Source organism: Bradyrhizobium sp. U87765 SZCCT0048 (assembly GCF_018131225.1).
In the GTDB taxonomy this organism is placed as follows: Bacteria; Pseudomonadota; Alphaproteobacteria; order Rhizobiales; family Xanthobacteraceae; genus Bradyrhizobium_A.
Map to the genome: position 1 here is coordinate 2,788,419 of NZ_JAFCMM010000001.1, position 23,738 is coordinate 2,812,156.

At 66.0% G+C, this 23,738-nt stretch carries 28 protein-coding genes and 1 riboswitch; of the genes, 13 read left to right on the plus strand and 15 right to left on the minus strand.

What is annotated here, in order from left to right:
- The first annotated feature begins 27 nt into the window (after window positions 1-27).
- The 5 genes from pgeF (at window position 28) to JQ639_RS12325 (ending at window position 4,306) form a co-directional block, all read left to right on the plus strand.
- Entirely contained in the window at window positions 28-795 is a 768-nt protein-coding gene (gene pgeF / locus JQ639_RS12305) for a peptidoglycan editing factor PgeF (RefSeq protein ID WP_211966365.1), read from the plus strand.
- A gap of 46 nt (window positions 796-841) precedes the next feature.
- Window positions 842-1,423: a glutathione S-transferase family protein gene (locus tag JQ639_RS12310; protein ID WP_211966366.1), complete on the plus strand. Its 582-nt coding sequence runs from the start codon at window positions 842-844 to the stop codon at window positions 1,421-1,423.
- A gap of 30 nt (window positions 1,424-1,453) precedes the next feature.
- Entirely contained in the window at window positions 1,454-2,293 is an 840-nt protein-coding gene (locus JQ639_RS12315; protein WP_349644765.1) for a nucleotidyltransferase domain-containing protein, read from the plus strand.
- A gap of 218 nt (window positions 2,294-2,511) precedes the next feature.
- Window positions 2,512-3,171 (plus strand): hypothetical protein, encoded by a 660-nt coding sequence (locus JQ639_RS12320; protein ID WP_249123063.1) that lies wholly within the window; start codon window positions 2,512-2,514, stop codon window positions 3,169-3,171.
- Between the two features lie 181 nt (window positions 3,172-3,352).
- A complete protein-coding gene (locus tag JQ639_RS12325) occupies window positions 3,353-4,306 on the plus strand; it encodes a ribose-phosphate pyrophosphokinase (protein WP_211966368.1) in 954 nt (317 codons plus the stop codon).
- A gap of 152 nt (window positions 4,307-4,458) precedes the next feature.
- On the opposite strand, the gene JQ639_RS12330 is transcribed toward JQ639_RS12325, so the two are convergent.
- Window positions 4,459-5,025 (minus strand): 6,7-dimethyl-8-ribityllumazine synthase, encoded by a 567-nt coding sequence (locus tag JQ639_RS12330; RefSeq protein ID WP_211966369.1) that lies wholly within the window; start codon window positions 5,023-5,025, stop codon window positions 4,459-4,461.
- A gap of 75 nt (window positions 5,026-5,100) precedes the next feature.
- Window positions 5,101-5,257: riboswitch (FMN riboswitch) on the minus strand.
- A 407-nt stretch (window positions 5,258-5,664) separates the two neighbouring features.
- Between JQ639_RS12330 and JQ639_RS12335 the strand changes: the two genes are divergently transcribed.
- From JQ639_RS12335 to JQ639_RS12350, 4 genes are all read left to right on the plus strand, one after another.
- A complete protein-coding gene (locus JQ639_RS12335; RefSeq protein ID WP_211966598.1) occupies window positions 5,665-6,165 on the plus strand; it encodes a type III secretion system chaperone family protein in 501 nt (166 codons plus the stop codon).
- Between the two features lie 22 nt (window positions 6,166-6,187).
- Complete coding sequence (locus JQ639_RS12340) at window positions 6,188-6,613, plus strand: GNAT family N-acetyltransferase (protein ID WP_211966370.1); 426 nt, start codon at window positions 6,188-6,190, stop codon at window positions 6,611-6,613.
- A 112-nt stretch (window positions 6,614-6,725) separates the two neighbouring features.
- Window positions 6,726-7,556, plus strand: coding sequence for a pyrroline-5-carboxylate reductase (gene proC, locus JQ639_RS12345; RefSeq protein ID WP_211966371.1), 831 nt, complete (start codon window positions 6,726-6,728; stop codon window positions 7,554-7,556).
- A 9-nt stretch (window positions 7,557-7,565) separates the two neighbouring features.
- A complete protein-coding gene (locus tag JQ639_RS12350; protein ID WP_211966372.1) occupies window positions 7,566-8,264 on the plus strand; it encodes an MOSC domain-containing protein in 699 nt (232 codons plus the stop codon).
- Window positions 8,265-8,267: 3 nt separating this feature from the next.
- Here JQ639_RS12350 and JQ639_RS12355 read toward each other — a convergent pair whose 3' ends face one another.
- The 4 genes from JQ639_RS12355 to JQ639_RS12370 are packed head-to-tail and all read right to left on the minus strand — an operon-like array spanning window position 8,268 to window position 11,333.
- Complete coding sequence (locus JQ639_RS12355; RefSeq protein ID WP_211966373.1) at window positions 8,268-8,555, minus strand: hypothetical protein; 288 nt, start codon at window positions 8,553-8,555, stop codon at window positions 8,268-8,270.
- A gap of 25 nt (window positions 8,556-8,580) precedes the next feature.
- Entirely contained in the window at window positions 8,581-9,969 is a 1,389-nt protein-coding gene (locus tag JQ639_RS12360; protein WP_211966374.1) for an ATP-binding protein, read from the minus strand.
- Between the two features lie 39 nt (window positions 9,970-10,008).
- Window positions 10,009-10,734, minus strand: a complete 726-nt coding sequence (locus JQ639_RS12365) for a response regulator (protein WP_211966375.1) — start codon at window positions 10,732-10,734, stop codon at window positions 10,009-10,011.
- An 8-nt stretch (window positions 10,735-10,742) separates the two neighbouring features.
- Entirely contained in the window at window positions 10,743-11,333 is a 591-nt protein-coding gene (locus tag JQ639_RS12370; RefSeq protein ID WP_211966376.1) for a MarR family winged helix-turn-helix transcriptional regulator, read from the minus strand.
- A gap of 268 nt (window positions 11,334-11,601) precedes the next feature.
- On the opposite strand from JQ639_RS12370, the gene JQ639_RS12375 reads away from it, so the two are divergent.
- Window positions 11,602-12,486, plus strand: coding sequence for a branched-chain amino acid aminotransferase (locus tag JQ639_RS12375; RefSeq protein WP_211966377.1), 885 nt, complete (start codon window positions 11,602-11,604; stop codon window positions 12,484-12,486).
- 80 nt (window positions 12,487-12,566) lie between these two features.
- On the opposite strand, the gene JQ639_RS12380 is transcribed toward JQ639_RS12375, so the two are convergent.
- The 6 genes from JQ639_RS12380 to uvrC all read right to left on the minus strand — a co-directional run bounded on the left by JQ639_RS12380 (window position 12,567) and on the right by uvrC (window position 18,763).
- Window positions 12,567-13,964, minus strand: a complete 1,398-nt coding sequence (locus tag JQ639_RS12380) for an MATE family efflux transporter (protein WP_211966378.1) — start codon at window positions 13,962-13,964, stop codon at window positions 12,567-12,569.
- A 207-nt stretch (window positions 13,965-14,171) separates the two neighbouring features.
- On the minus strand, window positions 14,172-15,152 hold the full coding sequence (gene prmB, locus JQ639_RS12385) for a 50S ribosomal protein L3 N(5)-glutamine methyltransferase (protein ID WP_211966379.1): 981 nt from the start codon (window positions 15,150-15,152) through the stop codon (window positions 14,172-14,174).
- A complete protein-coding gene (locus JQ639_RS12390) occupies window positions 15,152-15,622 on the minus strand; it encodes a molybdenum cofactor biosynthesis protein MoaE (protein ID WP_211966380.1) in 471 nt (156 codons plus the stop codon). Before JQ639_RS12390 ends, prmB begins: the two co-directional genes overlap by 1 nt.
- A gap of 7 nt (window positions 15,623-15,629) precedes the next feature.
- The gene (gene moaD, locus JQ639_RS12395; protein ID WP_211966381.1) at window positions 15,630-15,878 is read right to left on the minus strand and encodes a molybdopterin converting factor subunit 1; all 249 of its coding nucleotides are present in this window, start codon (window positions 15,876-15,878) and stop codon (window positions 15,630-15,632) included.
- A complete protein-coding gene (gene pgsA / locus JQ639_RS12400; RefSeq protein ID WP_211966382.1) occupies window positions 15,875-16,489 on the minus strand; it encodes a CDP-diacylglycerol--glycerol-3-phosphate 3-phosphatidyltransferase in 615 nt (204 codons plus the stop codon). The genes moaD and pgsA overlap by 4 nt, the downstream gene beginning before the upstream one ends.
- 192 nt (window positions 16,490-16,681) lie before the next feature.
- Window positions 16,682-18,763 carry an excinuclease ABC subunit UvrC gene (gene uvrC, locus JQ639_RS12405; RefSeq protein WP_211966383.1) on the minus strand — a complete coding sequence of 694 codons (2,082 nt, stop codon included), beginning with the start codon at window positions 18,761-18,763 and terminating at the stop codon, window positions 16,682-16,684.
- Between the two features lie 302 nt (window positions 18,764-19,065).
- Here uvrC and JQ639_RS12410 point away from each other — a divergent pair, with 302 nt between their 5' ends.
- Window positions 19,066-19,683: an outer membrane protein gene (locus JQ639_RS12410; protein WP_211966384.1), complete on the plus strand. Its 618-nt coding sequence runs from the start codon at window positions 19,066-19,068 to the stop codon at window positions 19,681-19,683.
- A 177-nt stretch (window positions 19,684-19,860) separates the two neighbouring features.
- Here JQ639_RS12410 and JQ639_RS12415 read toward each other — a convergent pair whose 3' ends face one another.
- The 4 genes from JQ639_RS12415 to JQ639_RS12430 all read right to left on the minus strand — a co-directional run bounded on the left by JQ639_RS12415 (window position 19,861) and on the right by JQ639_RS12430 (window position 22,668).
- Window positions 19,861-20,076 (minus strand): cold-shock protein, encoded by a 216-nt coding sequence (locus JQ639_RS12415; protein ID WP_211966385.1) that lies wholly within the window; start codon window positions 20,074-20,076, stop codon window positions 19,861-19,863.
- A 300-nt stretch (window positions 20,077-20,376) separates the two neighbouring features.
- Window positions 20,377-21,237, minus strand: coding sequence for a 23S rRNA (adenine(2030)-N(6))-methyltransferase RlmJ (locus JQ639_RS12420; RefSeq protein ID WP_211966599.1), 861 nt, complete (start codon window positions 21,235-21,237; stop codon window positions 20,377-20,379).
- 96 nt (window positions 21,238-21,333) lie between these two features.
- Window positions 21,334-22,065 carry a ribonuclease T2 family protein gene (locus tag JQ639_RS12425; RefSeq protein WP_211966386.1) on the minus strand — a complete coding sequence of 244 codons (732 nt, stop codon included), beginning with the start codon at window positions 22,063-22,065 and terminating at the stop codon, window positions 21,334-21,336.
- A gap of 132 nt (window positions 22,066-22,197) precedes the next feature.
- Window positions 22,198-22,668: a hypothetical protein gene (locus JQ639_RS12430; RefSeq protein ID WP_211966387.1), complete on the minus strand. Its 471-nt coding sequence runs from the start codon at window positions 22,666-22,668 to the stop codon at window positions 22,198-22,200.
- Window positions 22,669-22,833: 165 nt separating this feature from the next.
- Between JQ639_RS12430 and JQ639_RS12435 the strand changes: the two genes are divergently transcribed.
- Together JQ639_RS12435 and JQ639_RS12440 are read left to right on the plus strand one after the other, a co-directional pair.
- Window positions 22,834-23,133: a hypothetical protein gene (locus tag JQ639_RS12435; protein WP_211966388.1), complete on the plus strand. Its 300-nt coding sequence runs from the start codon at window positions 22,834-22,836 to the stop codon at window positions 23,131-23,133.
- Between the two features lie 62 nt (window positions 23,134-23,195).
- Window positions 23,196-23,735: a DUF3617 domain-containing protein gene (locus JQ639_RS12440; RefSeq protein WP_211966389.1), complete on the plus strand. Its 540-nt coding sequence runs from the start codon at window positions 23,196-23,198 to the stop codon at window positions 23,733-23,735.
- Window positions 23,736-23,738: the final 3 nt, after the last annotated feature.

Below are 23,738 nucleotides of genomic sequence, written 5' to 3' on the forward strand. Positions count from 1 at the left end.
CGACGCCGTCAGAAGAGAAGAGCCGGAATGATCCTGACCTCCCCGCTGCTGTCCGCCGCCCCGGGCGTCCGCCACGCTTTCTTCACCCGTGAAGGCGGCGTTTCCGAAGGTATCTACGCCAGCCTCAACGGCGGCCTCGGCTCTAACGATGACCCCGCCCGCGTGACCGAAAATCGCCGACGCATGGCCGAGGCGCTGGGCGTCGCGCCATCGCATTTTCTCACGGCACATCAGGTGCATTCACCGGACGTCGCCGTCGTGACCGAGCCGTGGACGCTTGAGGCGCGGCCGAAGGTCGATGCGATCGTGACCGCGACGGCGGGTATCGCGATCGGCGTCAGCTCCGCCGACTGCGGCCCGATCCTGTTCGCCGACCCGCAGGCCCGGATCATCGGCGCTGCACATGCCGGCTGGCGCGGTGCGTTCACCGGCGTGCTGGAAGCGACGCTTGCGGAAATGGACAAGCTCGGCGCCGACCGCGGCCGCGTGGTCGCGGCGATCGGCCCGCTGATCCGCCAGCGAAGCTACGAGGTCGGTGAGGAGTTCGTCGGCCGCTTTGGCCGCGCCGACCCCGCCAACGCCGCATTCTTCGCGCCCGCGGAACGCACCGGCCACGCCATGTTCGACCTCGCCGGCTATATCCGCCTGCGGCTCGAGCGCGCCGGCGTACTGCTGATCGACGATCCCGATATCTGCACCTACGAGGACGAGCGCTTCTTCAGCTATCGGCGCTCGGTGCACCAGTCCGAACCCGACTACGGACGCCACATCCACGGCATTGTGCTGGAAGACTGACCGCCCGTACCATCCTACAACCGAAGGCCAGACGAAAGGCCATCCCATGCTGACGCTGTACTTGTCGCCGGGATCGAGCTCGATGGCGGTGCACATTGCCCTGCATGAAATCGGCGTGCCGTTCGAGGCACGGCCGCTGGCGTTCGCACGGCAGGAGCAGCGCGCGCCGGCGTTTCTCGCCATCAATCCCGAAGGCAAGGTCCCGACAGTGGTGGTCGATGGCCGGCCGCTGACCGAGGTCGCCGGCATCCTGTTCTATCTCGCCAAGCGTTTTCCCGAAGCGGCCCTGCTGCCAGCCGACGACATCGAGACGGAAGCGCGCGCAGTCTCGTGGATGTCGTTCATCGCGGCCACGCTGCATCCGGCGCGCAAGCTCGGCCTCGACTACGCGACGCAAGTCTATGGCATCGCCGACCAGCGCCTCGGCAACCGCGACTGGGTACTCGGCCGTTACTCGATCGTCGACATCCATCTCTTCCGCCTGTACTGGCGACTGTTCAATTCGCTCAAACCGGCGCCGGGCACCTTCCCGCACCTCGATGCCCATCTCGAACGCATGCTCGCGCGCCCCGCGGTGAAGCAGACGCTGGAGACGGAAGCCGCCCTCGGCTTCGACCTGCCGCCCTAACCACCCGCCCTGCGACACATGACCACCGCCGTGACCGATCCCATCCTCACCCGACTGACCGATGCGCTCCGTCCCGTCGCGGGGCTGGTCGGACTGGCGCTCGGCGGCTCGCGCGCACGCGGCACGGCGACTGCCGCGTCCGACTACGATCTCGCGCTGTACTACGACGCCGCGGAACCGCTCGCGACCGACCAGCTCGGCGCCGCGCTCGCACCGCTGATCGACCACAATGCCGCGCCCACCATCACACCGCCCGGTGCGTGGGGCCCCTGGATCAATGGCGGCGCCTGGCTGTCGATCGACGGCCACAAGATCGACCTGCTCTACCGCGACCTTGCCCGGGTCCGCGCGATCATCGCCGACGGCAACGCCGGCACCGTGTCGATGGATTATCAGCCCGGACATCCGCACGGCTTCTGCTCGGCGATCTGGATCGGCGAGGTCGCGCTGTGTCGTCCGTTGCACGACCCGGCGCACGTCATCGGCGCACTCAAGGCGGAAGTCCTGCCCTATCCCGACACGCTGCGCGCCGCCATGCTCCGGCGGTTCGCCTGGGAAGTGGCGTTCAGCATCGACAACGCCGCCACGGCCCTCGCCCGCGGCGACCAGACCCACATCGCGGGCTGCGCCTATCGCGCGCTGAGCTGTCTTGCCCAGGTGCTGTTCGCGCTGAACGGCCGCTACCTCATCAACGAGAAGGGCGCGCTCGCCGAGGCCGCGACCTTCCCCGCGACCATCGCCGGCCTGCAGGACACGGTCGACGCCGTCTGGCGCGCCATCGGCGGGCGGGACTTTCCGGCCGCGATCGGGGGGCTGCGGGGCCTCGCCGCCGCAGGAGCCCGCCTGGTCGCCGACGCGGACCTTGCCTGACGCCGCCAGCGCGAACCTCATCCACAACAGCCGTTCGAATCCGGATCAAATTCGAGCCGTGTTCGAGACTTGTTCGAGCTTTGATCTGGTTGCCCCGGTAACCTTGTCCGCCGCCTGCCCTAGACGTTAATGGATTTTAACGATATCGCTCGGGCATACCGGTGACGATGCCCAAGGGGGTGTCCCGCCGGTCCGGTGGACGGTCGGGACATCGCGGCATGACAGGGCAAGGCGAATCAGGGCGGCTGGCAGCCATGTGCGGGATCCGCAACTGGATTCGGCTGGCGCTGTTGCTCCTTGTCGCCGGCATGGTGGCCGGTTGCGCCGGTGGCCCCGCCGGTAACGCCCAGGGCCCGATGGCGGCGATGGCCGCAATGCCGGTTTCAACCGGTGGCGCCAACACCGTCAGCTTCGATTCCATCGATGGTCCGCCGCCCCAGGTGTTCGATCGCTTCGTGCGGGTGCTCGACAGCGAGGCCCAGTCCCGCGGCGTGACCGTCGTTTCCCGCGATGGCGCCGCAGGCTACCGCGTGCGCAGCTATCTGGCCGCCCAGGTGCGCGGCGGCCGCACCACGATCGCGTGGGTCTGGGACGTCTACGACCGCAACCAGAACCGCGCGCTGCGCCTGACCGGCGAGGAAGCCGGCGGCAAAGCCGGCCAGGATGCCTGGGCCGTGGCCGACGAGGCGCTGCTGCGCCGGATCGCCCAGACCGGGCTGATCAGCCTGTCGGGCTTCGTCAATGGAACCGCGCCGACCGAGGTGCCCGAGCCCGCCCTGCCCGCCCAAGCCGGCCCGGCCATCGCATCCGCCGAGGGGATAAACGATGGCGCTACCACCGCTGGTGGTGGCCTGGCCCTCAGCTTCAGCGCCCATTAACCGCGGGCATTGCGGCCACCTGATTTTGCGCCGGAAAACGCCCTGCGACGTATTGCCAGTCCGGCATGCTCCTTGCTATGCCCTCGCTCGCCCCGGCGGTAGCCCGGCGCGGTTTGAGCCACTTCGGATACGGCTGCGTATGTTGAACACCATCGCCACAATGACACGGGGAGAAGCGTCGATGTCGGCGAAGAACGGGGCCATCAAACTCGTCGCCGGAAACTCCAACCCCGCCCTGGCGGAAGCGATCGCGGCCTTCCTCGGCCAGCCGCTGACCAAGGCCATCGTCCGGCGCTTCGCCGACATGGAAGTGTTCGTCGAGATTCAGGAAAACGTGCGCGGCTCGGATGTCTTCATCATCCAGTCGACGTCGTATCCGGCCAACGACCACCTGATGGAGCTCCTGATCATCACCGATGCCCTGCGCCGCGCCTCCGCGCGCCGCATCACCGCGGTGATCCCGTATTTCGGCTACGCCCGCCAGGACCGCAAAGCCGGCGGCCGCACCCCGATTTCGGCCAAGCTCGTCTCCAACCTGATCACCCATGCCGGCGTCGACCGCGTCATGACGCTCGACCTGCATGCCGGCCAGATCCAGGGCTTCTTCGATATTCCGACCGACAACCTTTATGCATCTCCCGTGATGGTGCGGGACATCAAGGACCGGTTCGACCTGACCAACCTGATGGTGGTGTCGCCTGACGTCGGCGGCGTGGTGCGCGCCCGCGGCCTCGCCAAGCGCATCAACGCGCCGCTCGCCATCATCGACAAGCGCCGCGAACGCGCCGGCGAATCCGAGGTGATGAACGTCATCGGCGACGTCGAGGGCTACACCTGTATCCTGATCGACGACATCGTCGACTCCGGCGGCACCCTGGTGAACGCCGCCGACGCGCTGCTCGCCAACGGCGCCAAGGAAGTCTACGCCTACATCACCCATGGCGTGCTGTCGGGCGGCGCTACCGCCCGCATCGCCTCGTCCAAGCTCAAGGAGCTGGTGATCACCGACTCGATTCAGCCGACGGAAGCGGTGCGTGTCGCGCACAACATCCGCGTGATGTCGATCGCCAGCCTGATCGGCGAGGCCATCGGCCGCACCGCCGCCGAAGAATCGGTTTCCAGCCTGTTCGACTAATCGCGGCTTCAGCCGATCACGATTTCGATTGATCAACGCCGGCGCGCTGCGCCGGCATTGACACGTCGTTCGCTATTCGCAGGTCACGGGCGTACTGGCGCACTGCCCGCGCAGCGAAGGGTACGCGCGGCAAAGCCGCGCGCCCACGCTCATCAATCGATGCTGGCGGCGACCTGGCTGCCGAGATGGTCGAGGCTGGAAAGCGTCCGCGCGCAGGCCTGCGCGACCTCCTGCCCCTTGATGGCGAAATGCTGGCGGAAGAAATCGACGTGCGTCGCATGCTCGTGGAATTGCTGCGGCGTCAGCACGGCCGAGAAAATCGGAACCTCGGTCTGCAGCTGGACCTGCATGAGCGCATTGATCACCGTGCTGGCGACGAATTCGTGCCGGTAGATGCCGCCATCGACCACCAGCGCCGCCGCGACGATCGCGGTGTAGCGCCCGGTCTTGGCCAGCAACTGGGCGTGCAGCGGGATCTCATACGCTCCGGGCACCTCGAACAGGCCGACCTGGGTTTCGGGAATGCCGAGCGCAGCGGCCTCCTTCAGGAACGCGAGGCGGCTGCACTCGACGATCTCGCGATGCCAGGACGACTGGATGAAGGCGACACGGTGCGGCCTTGCGAAGCGCAGCGGCTCCGTCGGGGGCACGGCCTGATGGGACGCGACGCCTTGAGTTGGAACGCTTTGAGATGGAATGTCGTTCAGGATCTGATTCATGGCTCTTCCTTGTTAGGACCAGAATCAGGGCACACGGGCCTTCAGCCGCGCGCCAAAAGGCGAGCGGCTGCCACTTCCCGTTCTCTTTCATCCGGACTTTAACCGTCGGCTTCGGAATCGCACCGAATCTGCTGACCCCATCGTCGGTTCGAAAACCTTCGGTAGGCGCTCGCGGGCTTGGGCTTTCGCCTTTACCGCCGGTGGGGACTTTCACCCCGCCCTGAGAACATCACCGCCCGGCTGGGCGGCTTGACCGAACTATGCAGAAGCGGTGGCGGCGGCGCAAGCGCCCGCGGGGCGTCCGGCGGCATGCCCGGCATGCGGCTGCCGCGCCGCACCCCAACCGCGGTCGGCACGGCCCGCGACCGAACCACGCTCCGATTCCGTTTTGTTCTCATTATTGACATGATCGGTTGTGGACGACAGGGCCTTTGCCTGTGGACGGGATTCGGGGCCCGTTGCACGCCTGCCGCAAATCACTGATCAATCCATCAACGCAGTCGGTCTCGCCGGGCAACATCCTGATTCAGTTTGGAATCGGGCGATGGGCAAGGGCACCGCGACTGCGGCACATCGCGCGATATCCGGCGTCTTGTATTCGGCGTGCGCATCATCGGCACAAGGCAGGGCGCAAGCAGCATGTCCCATTTGGACATCCATTTCGATTCAGCGAACAACCCCATCCGCGTGGTGGAGGAGATCGCATCATTTCACGACTGGACATTCGAACGCTCCGGCATCGACGAGGTGACGATCCTCACCAAGGGCACGTGGACCGACTACGAACTGTCGTTCACGTGGATGAGCGAGATCGAGGCGCTGCATCTCGCATGCGCCTTCGACATGAAAATTCCCGAAGCGCGCCGCCCCGAAACGCAGCGGCTGATCGCGGCGATCAACGAGCAGCTCTGGGTCGGTCACTTCGATCTGTGGACGTCGTCGGGGCTGATCATGTACCGACAGGCCCTGGTGCTGCCGAACGGCATCATCGCCTCCGAAGCGCAGTGCGAAACCATGTTCGTCGGCGCGCTGCAGGCCTGTGAGCGTTATTTCCCGGCCTTCCAGTTTGTCGTGTGGGCCGGCAAGACGGCAAGCGACGCGATGAGCGCCGCGATGTTCGATACCGTCGGCGAGGCCTGATCACGCACGAGAGACCACGACGATGAGCGAGCCGACCATCGTCGTGACGGCCACCCCCGCCGAAGCCGACCGCAAGGCCATCGTCGATGTTCTGATGGCCTTCAACGAGAAGGCCGGCGGCCCGGCCCGCTTTCAGCCACTCGCCATTCTCATCAAGGATCCCACCACCGGTGCGACGATCGGCGGCCTGTGGGGCCGCACCATCTATGACTGGCTGTTCGTCGAACTGCTGGTGGTTCCCGAGCAACACCGCCGCAGCGACCTCGGCTCACGCATTCTCGCACAGGCGGAAGCGATTGCGCGCGACCGCGGCTGCATCGGCGCCTGGCTCGATACCTACGCCTTCCAGGCGCCGGATTTCTACCGCAAGCAGGGCTACACCGCCTTCGGTACGATCGACGATCATCCACGCGGACAACAGCGCCACTTCTTCCAGAAGCGCTTCTAGCTGGCGACGACACTGCGTTGGCAGTGCAGCCGGGCCCCGCGCCATTTGCCATGGACATCGCGGACCCGTTCCGGTGATATGGCGCCCTGATCAAGGGACCAGGACACCGACGATGACTTCCGCTTCCGGCGCACTCGCAACCTTCAACGGCACCCTCGCGCTTGCGGGCGCGGGCAAGATGGGCGGCGCCATGCTGACCGGCTGGCTCGCGCAGGGTCTCGATGCCCGGCGCGTCGTCGTTATCGATCCTCATCCGTCGGACGAGATCCGTGCCCAGGCCGCGCACGGCGTGCGCCTCAATCCCGCTCCAGCCGATGTCGGCGAGGTCACCACGCTGGTGCTTGCGGTGAAGCCACAGATGTTCCGCGACGCCGGCCCGACGTTGCGCCAGCTCGTCGGCGACACCACACTGGTGGTCTCGATCATGGCCGGCGCTACCATCGCCGCAATTACCGACATCTGCGGTGGCGCGGTCGTCCGCGCCATGCCCAACACGCCGGCGGCGATCGGTCGCGGCATGACCGTGGCCGTGCCGGCCGCGAAGGTGACGGCCGAGCAGCGCACCCTGACCGACACGCTGCTGCGCGCCACCGGCGCCGTCGAATGGGTCGCGGACGAAGCGCTGATGGACGCCGTGACCGCCGTGTCCGGCTCGGGCCCGGCCTATGTGTTCCTGCTCGCTGAAGAGCTCGCCCGCGCCGGCGTCGCCGCCGGCCTGTCGCCGGCGCTCGCGGCCAAGCTCGCCCGCGAGACCGTGTCGGGGTCAGGCGAACTGCTGCATCGCTCGGATCTCGACGCCGCGGTGCTGCGCCAGAATGTCACCTCTCCCGGCGGCACCACCGCCGCCGCGCTCGGCGTACTGATGGCGACGGATGGCCTGCAGCCCCTGCTCACCCGGGCTGTCGCCGCCGCGACCCAGCGATCGAAAGAGCTGGCAGGGTAGCCGGGTGCGATGACTGGCCCCATCCCGATCGAGACGATGTATGCCGGCACGCCGAGCCCGCTCGGCCCGCGCAGGATCACGAGTGCGATCGTCAAGTCCGCCGTGCCCGGCCCCTGGGACATCACCCTGGTCGGCCTCGTCGGCGATACCCAGGCCGACATGCGCCATCACGGCGGCCCAGAGAAGGCACTGCATCACTACGCGCGCGAACATTACGCCACCTGGCTGGACGAGACCCCAGCCCTCGCGCCGACGCTGGCGACCACTCCCGCATTCGGCGAGAACATCTCGACCTTCGGCATGACCGAAGCCACGGTGTGCGTCGGCGACATCTACCGCGTTGGCGCCGTGCTGGTGCAGGTCAGCCAGGGCCGCCAGCCATGCTGGAAGCTCAACGCGCGCTTCGCCGCCGACGACATGGCCTATCGCGTCCAGATGACCGGACGCACCGGCTGGTACTACCGCGTGCTCGAAGGCGGCCGCATCATGCCGGGCGACGCGATGACGCTGGTGGAACGGCCGCAACCCGAATGGTCGCTGTCGCGGATCTGCGCGCTGCTGTACCACCGCACCACAGCGTTCGACGAACTTGCGGCGCTGGCCGAGCTGCCGGAGCTGGCGGAAAGCTGGCGCAACCTCGCAGGGCGCCGCGTCAAATCGCGTACCGTCGAGAGCTGGAACTCGCGCCTCGAAGGCGACAAGACCTAGTCTTCACGCCGGATCGGAGACCAGAATCACGGTGGCGCTGTTCTGCAGCAGGTGTTTCTCCAGCATCTCGCCAATCCTCTTCAGCACACGCTTCACCTTGCGCTTGGCCTTGATGCGGACAACGAGACGATCGATTGCGACATCAACGTCGTTCATCGAAAGCTCGGCGAGGTCGTTTCTGGACAGGGTGAGCGACAGCTCCTCACCGAAGTTCCGGATGATATGAATCAGCCGGTAACGCTCGGGCGTCTCTGCCGGATCGACGGGGAATGTGATGCGGACCGTCGTCATGCGCTCTCGATGACGGGCCGGGAAACTACACCGGAATTCGCACCGTCGCGCGCAGGCCGCCGAGCGGGCTGTCGCCGAGCATGATGTCTCCGCCATGGGAGCGGGCGATATCGCGGGCGATGGCGAGGCCAAGGCCCGTGCCGCCCTCGTCCTGGTTGCGCGCGTCGTCGAGCCGCAGGAACGGCTTGAACACCTCCTCGCGCTTGGTCGGCGGAATGCCGGGGCCGTCATCGTCCACGGTGACGCTGAGATAGCGGTGATCGCGGTGGCCGGTGATCGAGATGGTGTCGGCGTAGCGTGCCGCGTTCGACACCAGATTGGCGAGGCAGCGCTTGAACGCGGCAGGCTTCACCGTCACCATCGGATCGCCATGGAATACCACCGTGGCGGCATGGCCATGACGCTCGGCATCGCTGCGCAATTCCTCGAGCGCGGCCTCCATGTCGGTCGGCTGCGCCTGCTCGCCGCTGTCGCCGCGAGCGAACGCCAGATACGCCTCGAGCATGCCGTTCATCTCGTCGACATCCTTGCGCATCGCCTCGACCTCGGGGCTGTCTCCGATCAGCGCCAGCTCGAGCTTGAAGCGGGTCAGGATGGTGCGCAGGTCGTGGGAGACACCGGCGAGCATGGCGGTACGCTGTTCGAGGCTGCGCTCGATGCGTGCCTTCATCTCGAAGAACGCCTGGGCGGCACGACGCACCTCGCGGGCGCCGCGCGGGCGGAAATCCGGCTGCTCGCGCCCCTTGCCGAAGCTCTCCGCGGCATCTGCCAGCCGCAGGATCGGCTTGATCTGGTTGCGCAGGAAAAGCACCGCCACGATCAGCAGGATCGACGAGGTTCCGAGCATCCAGAAAATGAAGATCTCGGAGTTCGAGGCGTAGGCGGCGCTGCGCCGCGCGAACACCCGCATGATGGTGTCGTCGAGCCGGATACGGATTTCGACCAGCGATGATTTTCCGACGGTGTCGATCCAGAACGGCTTTCCGATCTGCTGGCTGAGCTGCACCGACAGCGTCTGGTCGAGCAGCGAGAAGAACGGCTTCGGCCCGGGCGGCGGCATGTCGCCGACGGGGAGGAAGTCGACCACCAGGCCGAGGCGCTCCTGGGCGATACGGCGCAGCTGGGTGCGATCCTTGTCCTGGGGATAGGCCTTGTAGACGTCGATCAGCGCGGCGATGTCCTGGACCACGGCAGCAGACAGATGGCGCGTCACCGTGTTCCAGTGGCGCTCCATGAACACGAAGGCGACCACCGACTGCAGGATCACCATCGGCACGATGATGATCAGCAGCGCGCGGGCGTAGAGGCCCTTCGGCATCCAGTTCTTAAAAGTCGTGCCCATCCAGCCGCTGGCATCGGACACCCGCTGCGAGGCGGTGCGGATCAGGGTGAGGCCAGTATCGAGGGTGCTCATCGCGTCGATCTTGTCAGGTTGGGCTGTCGCCAGCCTGCGTTACGGCGAGGCGACGAGGCGGTAGCCGATGCCACGCACCGCCTGCAGAAACAGCGGGTTCGCGGGATCGCGCTCGATCTTGCGGCGAAGGCGGTTGATCTGCACGTCGACCGCGCGCTCGTTGACCGAGCCGCCCCCCGTGAGCGCGCCGCGCGGCACGGTCTCGCCGGGCTGCGCCGCGAGGATGCGCAGCATCTCGCGCTCGCGATCGGTCAGCTTGAGGATCTCATCGCCCTGGCGCAGCTCGCCGCGCTCGAGGTGATAGACATAAGGCCCGAATGCCACCTCTTCGATCGCCGGCGCCGGCGCCGGCATCGAGCGCTTGAGGATGTTGGCGATACGCAGCACCAGCTCGCGCGGCTCGAACGGCTTGGCGACATAGTCGTCCGCGCCGATCTGCAGCCCCTCGATGCGCGCCTCGGGCTCATGCCGCGCGGTCAACATGATGATCGGCACCGGCGACGCCGCACGCAGCGAGCGTGCGAGATCGAAGCCATTTTCGCCGGGCATCATGACATCGAGGATCAGCAGATCGAAATGCAGGCCGACCAGCTTGGAGCGCGCGTCGGCGGCGCTCATCGCGGTGGTGACGCGATAGCCTTCATTGGCGAGAAACCGCGACAGCAGGTCACGAATGCGGCGATCGTCGTCCACCAGCAGGATATGCGGAGCATCGTCGGTCGGCTGGGGTCTTGCGCGGGACAGGGCCGCGGTCGGTGTGGTCATGCTTGTTCTCACTTCGGCCCGGGCTTCAGCGGCGCCCTGGCGGCGCTCCCTGCTCCCGACGCGGTCGGCCCGGCGCCCAGAATGATTTCGAGCACCTTGTCCGGATCATGACGATCGATCATGGCGCGCAGGAAATGGCGAATGGTCTCGGCTTCGGCGGTCCCCAGCCCCTGCAGCGCGCGATTGATGCGGTCGGTCTGCAGGCCCGCGAGCTTGGCGACCAGCGCTTCGCCCTTGGCGGTGGCATAGAGCAGCCGCTGGCGACGATCGCTGTCGCCCGATTTCTGCACGATATAGTCCTCGTCCAACAGTTGCTTCAGCACCCGCCCGAGCGACTGCTTGGTGATGCGCAGCACGTCGAGCAGATCGGCGACTTTCAGCCCGGGATAGCGCGTCACGAAATGCACGACACGGTGGTGCGCCCGCCCAAAACCGAACGCACGCAGCACGTCGTCGGCGTCGCCGACGAAATCCCGGTAGGCAAAGAACAACAGCTCGATGATGTCCCAGCGCGGGTCCAGCCCCGCGGTGGTGGGGTGCCCATCCCCGGGTCCGCCACGCGGCTGGGGCATGTCAGGCGTGAAATTTACGTCAGGCATGTTGACATATTTTGGGTTCATTGTTACAAAAACACCCATCGCCACGAAATATTAGAATATTTCACAGCCTCACGGGCGGGATGACAGACAGCCGGTCGCCGGAAAATCCCTGATTTTTCGAGGGCCCGATTGTCGGCCAGTCCAGCGCAAAGGACCTGGCGAAACATACTGGACTTCGGGTGTTCCCGCAAAAGCCGGTCCCCGGGTCCCCAATCAGCCGACGGCCATGCGCCAATCACGCAAGACCGCACTACACCGGGAGAGAGCAATGGGTGTGTCGTTCGACAAAATCGATGGTGTCATCTGGTACGATGGTAAGCTGGTGCCGTGGGCCGACGCCAACGTCCATGTCCTGACCCATGGCCTGCATTACGCCAGCGCGGTGTTCGAGGGCGAGCGGGCCTATGGCGGACAGATTTTCAGAAGTCGCGCGCACGCCGAGCGCCTCAAGCGCTCCGCCAACATCCTCGATTTCGAGATCCCCTACTCGGTGGCCGAGATCGAGGCCGCCAAGCAGCTCGTGGTAGACAAGAACGGCCTGCCCGACGCCTATGTCCGCCCGATCGCCTGGCGCGGCTCGGAGACGATGGGCGTGTCAGCTGAGAACAACACCATCCATCTGGCGATCGCCTGCTGGAACTGGCCGAGCTACTTCAACCCGGCGGAGCGGCTCAAGGGCATTCGCATGGCGCTGGCCGACTACCGCCGGCCGGATCCACGGACCATTCCTGCGCTGGCCAAGGCCGCGGGCCTCTACACCATCTGCACCATTGCCAAGCACAGGGCGGAACGCGCCGGCTATGCCGACGCCATGATGCTGGACTGGGAGGGCCGTGTCGCCGATTGCACCGGCGCCAACATCTTCTTCGTCAAGGACGGCAAGATCCACACCCCGATCGCCGACTGCTTCCTCGATGGCATCACCCGCCTCACCGTGATCGATCTCGCGAAGCGGCGTGGCATCGAGGTGGCCGAGCGCCGCATCATGCCGGAGGAGCTCGACGGCTTCACCGAGTGCTTCGTCACCGGCACGGCTGCCGAGGTGACGCCGGTGGCGGAGATCGCCGACTGGAGGTTCACCCCCGGCGCCATCACCAGGCAACTGATGGACGACTACAGCGCCGAAGTGCAGCCGAAGAAGGCCGCTGCCTGAGCCGTTCGTGCGATCCGACAAGACGATGACGCCGGGCGCGAGCCCGGGGTCGTCCGCTCGGGGACCCTGAGGCGGCTGCCTCAGAGCGACGGCAGCAGGCCGAGACGCTCGCGACGGCTCCAGCGCCGGATCATCACGCAGGCAACCACCGCAAGGCCCGCGGCAAGCCCGACCCAGATGCCGACGGCGCCGAGATGGGTGTGGAAGGCCAGGATCGCACTGAGCGACAGGCCGACGCCCCAGTAGCCGGTGCCCGCGTAAAGCATCGGGACACGGGTGTCCTGCAGGCCTCGCAGCATGCCTGCGCCGACCGACTGGGCTCCGTCGACGACCTGGAAGATCGCCGCCCACAGCAGGAACGACACCGCGGTCGCCACGACAGCGGCATTGGCCGGATCGTGGATATCGACGAACGCGCCGATCAGCACATACGGCATGGCCAGCATCACCAGGCTCATGCAGCTCATGAATGCGACGGCGAGCACGAATGCGGTCCAGCCCGCGCGGGCGATGCCATCGCGGTCGCCGGCGCCGCGGGCCAGACCGACACGCACGGTGGCGGCCTGGCCGAGGCCCATCGGCACCATGAACGAGGCCGAGGCGATCTGGATGGCGATGGAATGCGCTGCGATCGCCACCGTGCCGAACTGGCCCATCAGGAAGACTGCGGCGTTGAAGACCGTGACCTCGAACGCCAGCGTCGCGCCGATCGGCACGCCGAGCCGCCACAGCGCGCCGAGACGCGGCAAGTCCGGCCGCCACCAGTTGCCGAACAGGCGGTAGCGGCGAAACCTGTGGCTGAACGCCACCACGCAGGCGAGGCTGCCGAACACGAACAGGTTGGACAGCGACGTCGCCAGGCCTGACCCACGCAGGCCGAGCGCCGGCATGCCGAGATGGCCGAACACCAGCACCCAGTTCGCCGCGATGTTGAACAGGATCGCGGTGCCGGTCACGACCAGCGCCCATGTCGGACGCGCGAGCGCGGCAACGAAGGAACGTAGCGCGATATAGCCGAGCGCCGGCAGAAAACCCCACTGCAGCATGCGCACGAACGACTGCGCGTCGGCCGCGAGTTGCGGCTCCTGGCCGAACAGCAACAGGATCGGCTCGGTGTGCCACAGCACGAGCCAGCTCGGCAGCGCGAGGATCGCGGCTGTCCACAGCCCCTGACGGAAGGTGCGGCGCACGTCGCGGACGACATGCCGGCCGCGCCCGATCGCGCTCGCCATCATCGGCGACGTCGCGGTGACGACACCGATCGCGAAGATCAGCAGGCCGAAATAGAGATTGACCCCGAGCGTTGCGGCCGCGAGCTGGGCCGCGCCGAGACGGCCGAGCACGATCACGTCGGTGGTGGTCAGCGCGATCTGGGCGAGATTGGTGAGCACCAGCGGCCAGCCGAGCGTCAACGTCGCCCGCAGCTCCCGGAGCCAGGCGTCACGCGAGAACGCGCTTTGATGAGGGACCTGCAGCATGGTGATCGATCGGCAATGTCATTTCAAACAACATGCAGCGCCGTCATCGCAGGGATGTCGGCGCGCATGAACGGCGAGATGGGGGATGAAGGCAAGTCCCGGCGCCGCCGAATGACAGCAGCATCGCGGCAGCAAGATGACTTCAGCCGCGCGAGCGCCGCAGAACAGTCATGACAGGATACCTCTGCGACCAGACGCCGCGCCGGCTCAGAGGGCCGACGCCGGCAGCCAGAACACTTCGCCTTCGGATTCTTCCGTATCCAGCCACAACAGCGGCAGTTGCGGGAAGGCCTCCTCCATCGCCGGGCGACAGCGGCCGACCTCGCACAGCAGCCCGCCATCCTCGCTGAGGTAGCGCGGCGCATCGGCGATGATGCGGCGCACGATATCGAGCCCGTCCGGCCCCCCATCGAACGCCATCTTCGGTTCATGCCGGCACTCGCGGGGCAGGCCTGCCATGCCCTCGGCATCGACATAGGGTGGATTGGTGATGATCAGGTCGTAGCGCGCATCCTTCGGCAGCGCCGCGAAAAGATCTCCACGGTACAGTGTCACCGTGCCATCGAGACCATGGTCCGCAACATTGCGGGCCGCGACCGCGAGCGCGTCTTTCGACAGGTCGACCGCATCGACCTCGGCGTTGGGAAAATGCCGTGCCGCGAGGATCGCAAGGCAGCCCGAGCCGGTGCAGAGATCGAGCACCCGCCCGACGGCGGCCGGATCCTCGATGAGCGAGCCGTCGTCGCCGCCGAAGTGGGACTCCAGCAGCTCACCGATGAACGAACGCGGCACGATGACGCGTTCGTCGACGTAGAACGGCAGGCCGCGCATGTAGATCTTGTTGAGCAGATAAGCCGACGGCTTGCGGGTACGGACGCGCGCGTCGATCAGCGCCAGCAGCTTCTGCCCCTCGGCCCGCGTCACCCGCGCCATGGCGAAAGTCTCGAACTGCTCGGGATGCAGCGCCAGCGCCTCGCCGACCAGGAAGATCGCCTCCGCGACCGGATCGGTCGTGCCATGGGCGAACACCAGCCCGGCGGCGTTGAAGCGGCTGACGGCGAAGCGGACATAGTCGAGCAGCGTCATGAGTTCGGCCGGGCCGACCCTGGCCGGCCGCGATGTGGCAGGCTTGGCCACGGCGCGCTTGGGGGCGCTGGGGCGGCTGGACGTCTTTGTGGTTCTTGCCATCAGGATTTGCCCCAGCGGGCGGCCGCCGCATCGTCGCGCGCATGCGCTTCGACCCAGGTGGAGGCGCCCTCGGCCCGCTCCTCGAATTTCCAGAACGGTGCGTTGGTCTTCAGATAGTCCATCAGGAATTCGGCGCCCTGAAACGCCGCCTCGCGGTGCGCGGAAGCCGTCAGCACCAGCACGATGTTGTCTCCGGGCACGACGCGGCCATAGCGGTGGATCACCGTGACCGCGGTCAGCGGCCAGCGCGCCAGCGCCTCGTCGACATGGCGGCGGATTTCCTCCTCGGCCATGCCGGGATAGTGCTCGAGCGTCAGCGCAGCAATCGCATCTGCGCCTTCGCCGCCGCGGCAGATGCCGCTGAAGCTGACGACAGCGCCAATGTCGGTGCGCCCTTGCGTCAGCGCCGCGATCTCGCTGGAGATGTCGAAATCGTCCGGCTGCAGACGGATGGTGACGGGAACAGACATGCCCGGTCTAGCCGCCGGTCATCGGCGGAAAGAAGGCGACCTCGCGCGCCCCGGCGATCGCCGCCTCGGGCTTGACGTGGGTATGGTCGAGGGCAGCGCGGACGACCGGCTGCTCGAACGCGTGGGCATAGCGCTCGCCCTGGCCGGCAAGCCACTGCATCAGGTCGGCGACCGTGCGGACCGACGCCGGCGGGTCGATGGTCTCTTCCGCCTTGCCGACGCGCTCGCGCACCCAGGCGAAATAACGAACCTTCATGACTCCTCCGCGATCAGATGACGGATACCGGCGCGGAAATAATCCCAACCGGTATAGAGCGTGAAGATCGCCGAGATCCATAGCAGCGCCAGACCGACCGGCGTCACCACCGGAATGACCTGGTCGCCGGCATCGCCGGCCAGCAGAAAGCCGATGGCGATCAGCTGGACCGTGGTCTTCCATTTGGCGAGGCGCGTCACCGGGACGCTGACCCGCAGGCCAGCGAGATACTCGCGCAGCCCCGACACCAGGATCTCGCGGCACAGGATGACGATCGCCGCCCACAACGTCCAGCCATGGATGATGCCGTCGGCGGCCAGCATCAGCAGGCACGAGGCGACGAGCAGCTTGTCGGCGATGGGATCGAGCATGCGGCCGAACGCTGACTGCTGGTCCCAGATACGGGCATAGTAGCCGTCGAGGAAATCGGTCACAGCCGCGGCGATGAAGAAGGCCAGCGCAACCCAGCGCAGCCACAGCGGGCCGTCCATGATCGATTGGGCATAGATGCAACCGACCACGACCGGCACCGCGGCGATCCGCGAATAGGTGAGCACGTTCGGGAGTGAGAACGAGTGTCTCGCCGATCCTCTGGCCGTCACGGTGTCCATCTGCATTACCAATACCGCCCACGTATCGGCGTCAACCGCCGGGAGCGCATCCCTTGCGCCCCCACCCCTGCAAACCAAATCGCCCTCGTGGGCGCAAGGACAGATAGCGTCATTCCGGCCGTCCGCAAAGCCGCAGCGGCGGTGGCGGAGCGAATTTTGTCCCGGTATAAAGAGCTCTATGTTTGCAGGCCCTTACTTCGACTGGGCATGGAAGAAGTCGAAGATCTTGCGGGCGCCTTCGTCGCTGATGCCCGGAACCTTGCGCAGATCGGCCACGGACGCCCGCTCGATCTCCTTCAACGTGCCGAAATGGTGCAGCAGCGCACGTTTGCGTGACGGCCCGATTCCCGGGATTTCCTGCAGTCCGGCTTCGCGGATGTCCTTTTTTCGCAGCTTGCGATGTGAGCCGATGACGAAGCGGTGGGCCTCGTCGCGCAGCCGCTGGATGAAGTACAGCACCGGATCGCGCGGCTCGAGCTTGATGGATGGCCGATCCGGCAGGAACAGCGTTTCGCGGCCGGCGTCACGGTCCGGCCCCTTGGCCACCGACATCAGCGCCACATTGGTGACCCCCAGCGAGGCGAAGATCTCCCGCACCGCATTGAGCTGACCGAGGCCGCCGTCGATGATGACAAGGTCCGGCCACTGCGGCACCGCGTCATCGGCGACCGCCGCTTCGTCAGGCGCGGCCTCGGCGCCGTCCGCGGGAGCCGCCTCCCCCGCCTGCGCCATCAGGCGCTTGAACCGCCGCTCCAGCACCTCGCGCATCATACCGTAGTCGTCACCGGGGGTCAGCGCCTCGGAGCGAATGTTGAACTTGCGGTACTGGTTCTTGATGAAGCCGTCCGGGCCCGCCACGATCATGGCGCCGACGGCGTTGGTGCCCTGGATGTGGCTGTTGTCGTAGACCTCGATCCGGCGCGGCGCCCTGGGCAAGCCAAGCGTGGTCGCCATGGCATCCAGCAGGCGCGCCTGGGTCGCGGTGTCGGCGAGCTTGCGGCCGAGTGCCTCACGCGCGTTGTTCAGCGCATGGACGACGAGATCCTTCTTCTCGCCGCGCTGCGGCACGTTGACCTCGATCTTGACGCCGGCTTTGGCGGTCAGCGCTTCCGCCAGCAGACCGCGCTCTTCGATGTCGTGGGACAGCAGGATCAGCTTCGGCGGCGGCTTGTCGTCATAGAACTGGGCAAGAAACGCGCCGAGCACCTCGCCCGAGGCGAACGACTTGTCGGCGCGCGGGAAGTAGGCGCGGTTGCCCCAGTTCTGGCCGGTGCGGAAGAAGAACACCTCCACGCAGGAGTAGCCGCCTTCCTGATGGATGGCGAACACATCGGCCTCGTCGACCGTGCGCGGGTTGATGCCCTGCTGCGACTGGATCGCCGACAGTGCGGCCAGACGGTCGCGGTAGATCGCCGCCGTCTCGAACGCGAGGTCGGCGGACGCCTTCTCCATCTCCGCGGCCAATTGCTCCTTCACCGCGCGGCTGCGGCCGGACAGAAAGTCGGTCGCCTCGCGCACCAGCTCGGTGTAGCCGGAGAAATCGACCTCACGGGTGCAGGGCCCGGCACAGCGCTTGATCTGATAGAGCAGACACGGCCGGCTGCGGCTTTCGAAGAACGAGTCGGTACAGGAGCGCACCAGGAAGGCGCGCTGCAGCGCGGTGATGGTGCGGTTGACCGCCCCGACCGACGCGAACGGACCGAAATAGCGTCCGGGCCGTGTCTGCGCGCCGCGGTGCTTGAGGATCTGTGGCGCCCAGTGATCGCCGGTGATCAGGATATACGGAAACGACTTGTCGTCACGCAACAGCACGTTGAAGCGCGGCCGCAGCTGCTTGATGAGATTGGCCTCCAGCAGCAGCGCCTCGGTTTCCGTCGCCGTCGATACGATCTCGACGCTGACGGTCGCCGCGATCATCCGCGCGATGCGCAGCGGATGGCCGGTCGGCCGCACATAGGACGACAGCCGCTTGCGGACGTTCTTGGCCTTGCCGACGTAGAGAACGTCGTGCGCGGCGTTCAGCATCCGGTAGACCCCCGGCAGCGTCGGGGCAACGCGCACCGCCTGGGCGATCGCCGCACGCCCGATCGCCAGCGGCCCCTCGGCGGCGACGTCGCCGGATTCGTCGATGATATCCGGCAACCGCTCGTCGTCGTCCTCGTCGACAACCGCATCGGCCAGATCGACGTCCTGCAACGGCAGGTCACTGGTCGCGGCCGCCGGGGGACGCCGCTGCGCATCGGGCTTGGTCGGATTGATCGGGTCGCTGTCCATGGTCTCTACGTAATCGTCCGGAACCCGCGGGACCAGCGCCTGGCGCCCCGATCCTGTGCGCAAGCCCCCGTTGCGCGGGGCGATGCCCGATACCGGCCCCCTATCAGATCGGTTCCCGCCGGCCGACCACAAGTAAGACTCTTTTAACAACGATATGGCGCCGCGGGCCGGGTTTAACCCCCGTTTAACTTAAAGATCTCGATAAATCCTGCGTATCAGGTTTGGACTTCCGTAACCCTACGGTTCCATCGGGACATCGCGCAGGACGACGGAAAGTCAGCAGTCGCGTTCGGAGTATCGAGATGACCAAGGCACCCCTCGGAGCCGCCATCGGCGCGGCCATCTGCTTGACGGCCATGTCGGCTCAGGCGGCCGACATGTCTTATCGCCCCTACACGGTCAACCAGCCGCTCAATGCGTTCAGCTGGGCCGGCCCTTATCTCGGCGCCAACCTCGGTTACAGCTGGGGCTCCATCGACAACAGCCTGGCGCGGCCGTCCGGTTTCATGGGCGGCGCGCAGGCCGGCTACAATTGGCAGTCCGGTCAGTTCGTGTTCGGCCTCGAAGGCGACATCCAGGTGAGCGGCGCCGACGACCGCTTCGCGGCATGGAAATTCTCCAACCCGTGGTTCGGCACTCTGCGCGGCCGCTTCGGCTACGCCATGAACAACATCCTGATCTACGGCACCGGCGGTCTCGCCTTCGGCGAGGTGAAGGCCGAAGCATTCGGTGCCAGCGAATCCTACGCCACCGCCGGCTGGACGCTGGGCGGCGGCGCTGAAATGAGCTTCGCGCCGAACTGGTCGGCCAAGGTCGAATATCTCTATGTCGATCTGTCGAACCACAACTTCGTGCTGACCGGCACGAACAACGCCTACTCCTTCAGCACAATCCGCCTCGGCGTAAACTATCATTTCTAAGCGCCGGGCCAGCGAGGCCCAGGACGAAAAAATCCCGGCGCGAGCCGGGATTTTTTTCTATTTATTACAGCCCTTTTTTAAAAACAGCCGACCGTCTGCACGCGAGACACCGGGCCGTCGCCACGCACGCAGAACTTCGTTCGACGCGTTCAGTTCAAGTCCGCCCGAGCCTGCGGCTCAGGATGAAACGACCAGGTCCACCGCCTTCGGACCCTTGCCCTTCTTGTCCGGCTCAACTTCGAACGTAATGCGCTGTCCTTCCTTCAGGTCCTTCAGCCCGGCCCGTTCGACGGCCGTAATGTGGACGAACACATCGCGACCACCATCGTCCGGCTTGATGAAGCCGTAACCACGCTCACCATTGAAGAACTTGACGGTACCCGTCATAGCCATCGGGAAAACTCCTCTCCCCGCAATGCTTCACCGCTGCGTGTTCGACGCAGCAGCGCGACCGGACATTCACTTCCGGAAAGCATCGGCGCGCTGGGGCTTCATCCCGGCAGGCGGAGCCGATCTGTTCTGACCGACCCAGCCCTGAACCCCCAGAGGCCTCGTCACTCCGTCGCCTCCATTCGCGGAAGCGGAACGTAAAGCCCGCCCTCACATGACGAGCATAATACGCTTCTATGCAAATTGACTATGGCTCAGTTGCAATTTCAGATCGTTTAGTTGGATCTAACCGCCAAAAGGTTGTCAGGTCTTGGCAAATTCAACCCGAAAGCGCGCCGCGCCACCGATCCCAAGCGGCTTTTCCAGCTCGGAAAGGAGCGTGCGCAGGTCGTTCGCCAGCGTCCATGGCGGATTCACCACCAGCAATCCAGCGGATACCAGAGGTCCCTGCGGCTCCTGAGGCGCCACGCTGAATTCGATTCGCAGCACCTTGTCAGGCGTCAGCCGGGCAGCCGCCGTTTGCGCCACGGAGGCCGCCAGGGTGTCCGTCGCCCGACGCTGCTTGGCCGGGTACCAGAGCATGTAGCTGCCGGTCGGCCATTTTGCGAAAGCCGCTGCGAACCCGTCGGCGAGCCGGGTGAATTCATCGGCGGCCTCGAACGGCGGATCGACCAGAACGACGCCGCGCCGCTCGTTCGGCGGCACGAACGCCGGCAGCGCCGTCCAGCCGTCGAGCTCGACCACCCGTCCCTGCTCGTCGCGTCGCAGTGCATCGATCAGACGCTTGCGCGCAACGGGCTCGAGCTCACAGGCCACCAGACGATCCTGCGGCCGCAGCAGCGCGCGGGCAATGAGCGGCGAGCCCGGATAGGTCGTAAGCTGCCCCGGCGGATTGAAAGCGCGGATGATATCGAGATAGGGAGCGATCAGCGCCTGCGCCGCATCCGAAAACCGCGCCTGCATCACGCGCGCGATGCCAGTCAGCCATTCGCCCCCGCGCGCGGCCTCGGCCCCGGTCAGATCATACAGACCAGCACCGGCGTGGGTGTCGATGACACGAAAGGCGGCCGGCTTGTCCTGCAGGTACAGCAGGACCCGCACCAGCACGATATGTTTGACGACATCGGCAAAATTGCCGGCGTGAAAGGCGTGGCGGTAGTTCATGCCGGCATGGGTAGAGCATTTTCCGGCAAAGGCCAACGCGCTCGGCGATCGCACCGGCCCGCCCGCTGCCGCGGACAGGCAACCGGCGACGCCCGCTCAGCCGCTGGGACCGCCGCGCATCGGCGGCATCTCGACCTTGTCGCGCCGGCAGGCGCGGCGATCGATCTCCTCACAGGCGCGGAACTGAAGATCCTTGCTGAGGCAGATCCTCACCTCGCTGAGACGGCGGCTGTCACAGGTGACGGCGATCGCCGCATTGCTCAGGCCCGGATTGGCCTTCACGAAGGCGTCCTCGACCTCGGCGGGCGCGACCATCTTCGTTTCCGACAGCTCGAGATATTCCGCCGGAATCTTGACCGCTGCACGCGCCTTGCGCACGGTTTCGAAATAGGCACGCGCCTGCATGCCCGAGCAGGTGCCGTGCTTGTCCCATTCGTTGAAGATCAGTCCCGGCGCAGGCATCAGGTCCAGCATCGAGGATACGATGTTGCGGTCCAGCCGCGGAGAGGGGCGCTGGCAATAGTTGGGAAAGCCGCGGTCGTACTGCGGCCAGAGGCCATGCACGACGAACGAATAGGGCCGTCCACCGCACTGGATCTGCTGGTTGCGCCCGGTATTGCCGCGCTCGGTGGCGGCTTCGCAGAACGACGGCGACCACGACAGCGACAGCACATAGAAATCGAATTCACCGGGCGCATTCTGGCGCCGGTCCTGCGCCGAGGCCTGCCCGGACGGCAGCACCACGGCCAGCAGACTGATCAGGAGGGGAAAAAAGAGGAGCTTCGCAGCGCACCGGGTCGAGAATCGCAGAGCCGACGGATCGAACATGGCCACCCCTCTACACAACATCACAATGCGGCGAGCCTAGTCACCGCAAAAGAACATTTCAAGAACAAAAAGCAAGAACCCCGCGAATCGATTCGCGGGGTTCTGAACGAGCGACGCTCGTGAAACGGCAGCTTAAGGTCGCGCGGCCTTGCAGGCCGGATTATAGGCCCAGTTGCGGTCGAGGCCGGTCACGCACCACTCCACATCCGGACCATAGGCCGCCAGACCGCCATCCTCGATGATGGAATAGTGCACCTGACGGGCATGGCCATCGCTCAGCATCGCATGGGCGGTGCAGAAGCGCCGCGGGATCACGTCCGACGGCCTCGGACGAAACGCGATTTCGCGCACGTCGGAGAACCCGGTGATCTGCAGGCCGGAGTTCCAGAACTTGCTTTCCTTCGACGAGAAGCGCGACGAGATGGTGTCGAGCGCCCATTCGCAGGCCGGCACGTCGCCGTCATAGCGCGGGCCCGACAGCCAGAAATTCATCTCGAGGGGATTGGCCGCCTGGGCCGCCGGCTGGAACGCCAGGAGACCGGCAAGCAGTCCGAAGGCTGCGCCGAGAGAGGATGTGCTTGAAGTCCGAAAGAGCTTGCGCATGGCCGCCTGCCGAAGTTGATTGCGGCGGACGGTGCCGCGAAGCCGCCATGAGGTCAAGTGCACCGCGGCAACACCGGCCAACTACTCCCGTGGCACCGGCGCATGGCAGCTTCTCAGCAGTCCGCACCGCCGGTAAGTTAGGGACCGGAATCGAAGGAGATCGACATGCGTAGGATGATGACCAGCGCGCTCGCCGTCGCGGCTTTGCTGGCTGGCGGCGTGATGGCCGACACTGCGAAGGCCGACTATGTACCGCCGTTCAGGGGCAATGATACCGGCGGCATCATTTCGTACGCCCTGGTCGGCCAGAGCGACGTCCGTGCGCTCGCGGTCGATCACTGCGCGCAGTACGGCAAGGTGGTGAAGCTGACCGGCGTACAGCCGACGTATGGCGGCTATCTCTCGTTCGCCTGCGTCTGGGTGCCGCCGGGTCACGCCGGACGACCGCTGCGCGTCCGCTACTGAGAGCCTCGCGGCGGCGCATGCCGCGCCGCCGGCCTTTCCCGCGCCGGATGGAGCCTGATCGGATGCGCATCGTCCTGTCGAAACGCGCTCTGGGCTTCGCGATAGCCGTCGTTGCGCTGCCGACCCTCGCCCGCAGCGAGGAGCTGCCGACCCGCAAGGCGGGCTTGTGGGAGCTGAAAATGGAAATGGCCGGCGCGACGCTGCCAGCCATGACCATGCAGCAGTGCACAGACGAAACCACCGACAAGGCCATGACGACGTCGTTCGGCCCGATGCAGAAGGACAGCTGCACGCGCAACGACATTCAGAAGACGGCAAACGGCTACACTGTGGATTCGGAGTGCGCGGTCGGCGGCATCGCGCTGTCCTCTCACGCCGAGATCTCCGGCGACTTCAATTCCGCCTATACCGTGAAGGTGACGTCGCACCACACCGGCGGACCGGCCGCCGCGCCACGCGATAACAACATGACGCTACAGGCCAAATGGGTCGGCGCCTGCACCGGCGACCAGAAACCCGGCGACATGATCATGCCCGGCGGCATGAAGGTGAACATCAGGGACCTTCAGGCCATGAAGGGCATGATGATGAAGAAGAACTGATGG

Excerpts from the sequence above, each read along its gene's own strand:
- JQ639_RS12430 (WP_211966387.1), bottom strand. The coding sequence starts at position 22,668 with ATGCGCAAGCTCTTTCGGACTTCAAGCACATCCTCTCTCGGCGCAGCC.
- moaD (WP_211966381.1), bottom strand. The coding sequence starts at position 15,878 with ATGAAGGTTCGTTATTTCGCCTGGGTGCGCGAGCGCGTCGGCAAGGCG.
- JQ639_RS12325 (WP_211966368.1), top strand. The coding sequence starts at position 3,353 with ATGTCGGCGAAGAACGGGGCCATCAAACTCGTCGCCGGAAACTCCAAC.
- pgsA (WP_211966382.1), bottom strand. The coding sequence starts at position 16,489 with ATGGACACCGTGACGGCCAGAGGATCGGCGAGACACTCGTTCTCACTC.
- JQ639_RS12330 (WP_211966369.1), bottom strand. The coding sequence starts at position 5,025 with ATGAATCAGATCCTGAACGACATTCCATCTCAAAGCGTTCCAACTCAA.
- JQ639_RS12365 (WP_211966375.1), bottom strand. The coding sequence starts at position 10,734 with ATGACCACACCGACCGCGGCCCTGTCCCGCGCAAGACCCCAGCCGACC.
- uvrC (WP_211966383.1), bottom strand. The coding sequence starts at position 18,763 with ATGGACAGCGACCCGATCAATCCGACCAAGCCCGATGCGCAGCGGCGT.
- JQ639_RS12440 (WP_211966389.1), top strand. The coding sequence starts at position 23,196 with ATGCGCATCGTCCTGTCGAAACGCGCTCTGGGCTTCGCGATAGCCGTC.
- JQ639_RS12410 (WP_211966384.1), top strand. The coding sequence starts at position 19,066 with ATGACCAAGGCACCCCTCGGAGCCGCCATCGGCGCGGCCATCTGCTTG.
- JQ639_RS12360 (WP_211966374.1), bottom strand. The coding sequence starts at position 9,969 with ATGAGCACCCTCGATACTGGCCTCACCCTGATCCGCACCGCCTCGCAG.
- JQ639_RS12320 (WP_249123063.1), top strand. The coding sequence starts at position 2,512 with ATGACAGGGCAAGGCGAATCAGGGCGGCTGGCAGCCATGTGCGGGATC.
- JQ639_RS12415 (WP_211966385.1), bottom strand. The coding sequence starts at position 20,076 with ATGGCTATGACGGGTACCGTCAAGTTCTTCAATGGTGAGCGTGGTTAC.
- JQ639_RS12390 (WP_211966380.1), bottom strand. The coding sequence starts at position 15,622 with ATGTCTGTTCCCGTCACCATCCGTCTGCAGCCGGACGATTTCGACATC.
- JQ639_RS12375 (WP_211966377.1), top strand. The coding sequence starts at position 11,602 with ATGGGTGTGTCGTTCGACAAAATCGATGGTGTCATCTGGTACGATGGT.
- JQ639_RS12425 (WP_211966386.1), bottom strand. The coding sequence starts at position 22,065 with ATGTTCGATCCGTCGGCTCTGCGATTCTCGACCCGGTGCGCTGCGAAG.
- JQ639_RS12340 (WP_211966370.1), top strand. The coding sequence starts at position 6,188 with ATGAGCGAGCCGACCATCGTCGTGACGGCCACCCCCGCCGAAGCCGAC.
- JQ639_RS12420 (WP_211966599.1), bottom strand. The coding sequence starts at position 21,237 with ATGAACTACCGCCACGCCTTTCACGCCGGCAATTTTGCCGATGTCGTC.
- JQ639_RS12435 (WP_211966388.1), top strand. The coding sequence starts at position 22,834 with ATGCGTAGGATGATGACCAGCGCGCTCGCCGTCGCGGCTTTGCTGGCT.
- JQ639_RS12335 (WP_211966598.1), top strand. The coding sequence starts at position 5,665 with ATGTCCCATTTGGACATCCATTTCGATTCAGCGAACAACCCCATCCGC.
- JQ639_RS12355 (WP_211966373.1), bottom strand. The coding sequence starts at position 8,555 with ATGACGACGGTCCGCATCACATTCCCCGTCGATCCGGCAGAGACGCCC.
- prmB (WP_211966379.1), bottom strand. The coding sequence starts at position 15,152 with ATGGCAAGAACCACAAAGACGTCCAGCCGCCCCAGCGCCCCCAAGCGC.
- JQ639_RS12350 (WP_211966372.1), top strand. The coding sequence starts at position 7,566 with ATGACTGGCCCCATCCCGATCGAGACGATGTATGCCGGCACGCCGAGC.
- JQ639_RS12380 (WP_211966378.1), bottom strand. The coding sequence starts at position 13,964 with ATGCTGCAGGTCCCTCATCAAAGCGCGTTCTCGCGTGACGCCTGGCTC.
- pgeF (WP_211966365.1), top strand. The coding sequence starts at position 28 with ATGATCCTGACCTCCCCGCTGCTGTCCGCCGCCCCGGGCGTCCGCCAC.
- JQ639_RS12370 (WP_211966376.1), bottom strand. The coding sequence starts at position 11,333 with ATGCCTGACGTAAATTTCACGCCTGACATGCCCCAGCCGCGTGGCGGA.
- JQ639_RS12310 (WP_211966366.1), top strand. The coding sequence starts at position 842 with ATGCTGACGCTGTACTTGTCGCCGGGATCGAGCTCGATGGCGGTGCAC.
- proC (WP_211966371.1), top strand. The coding sequence starts at position 6,726 with ATGACTTCCGCTTCCGGCGCACTCGCAACCTTCAACGGCACCCTCGCG.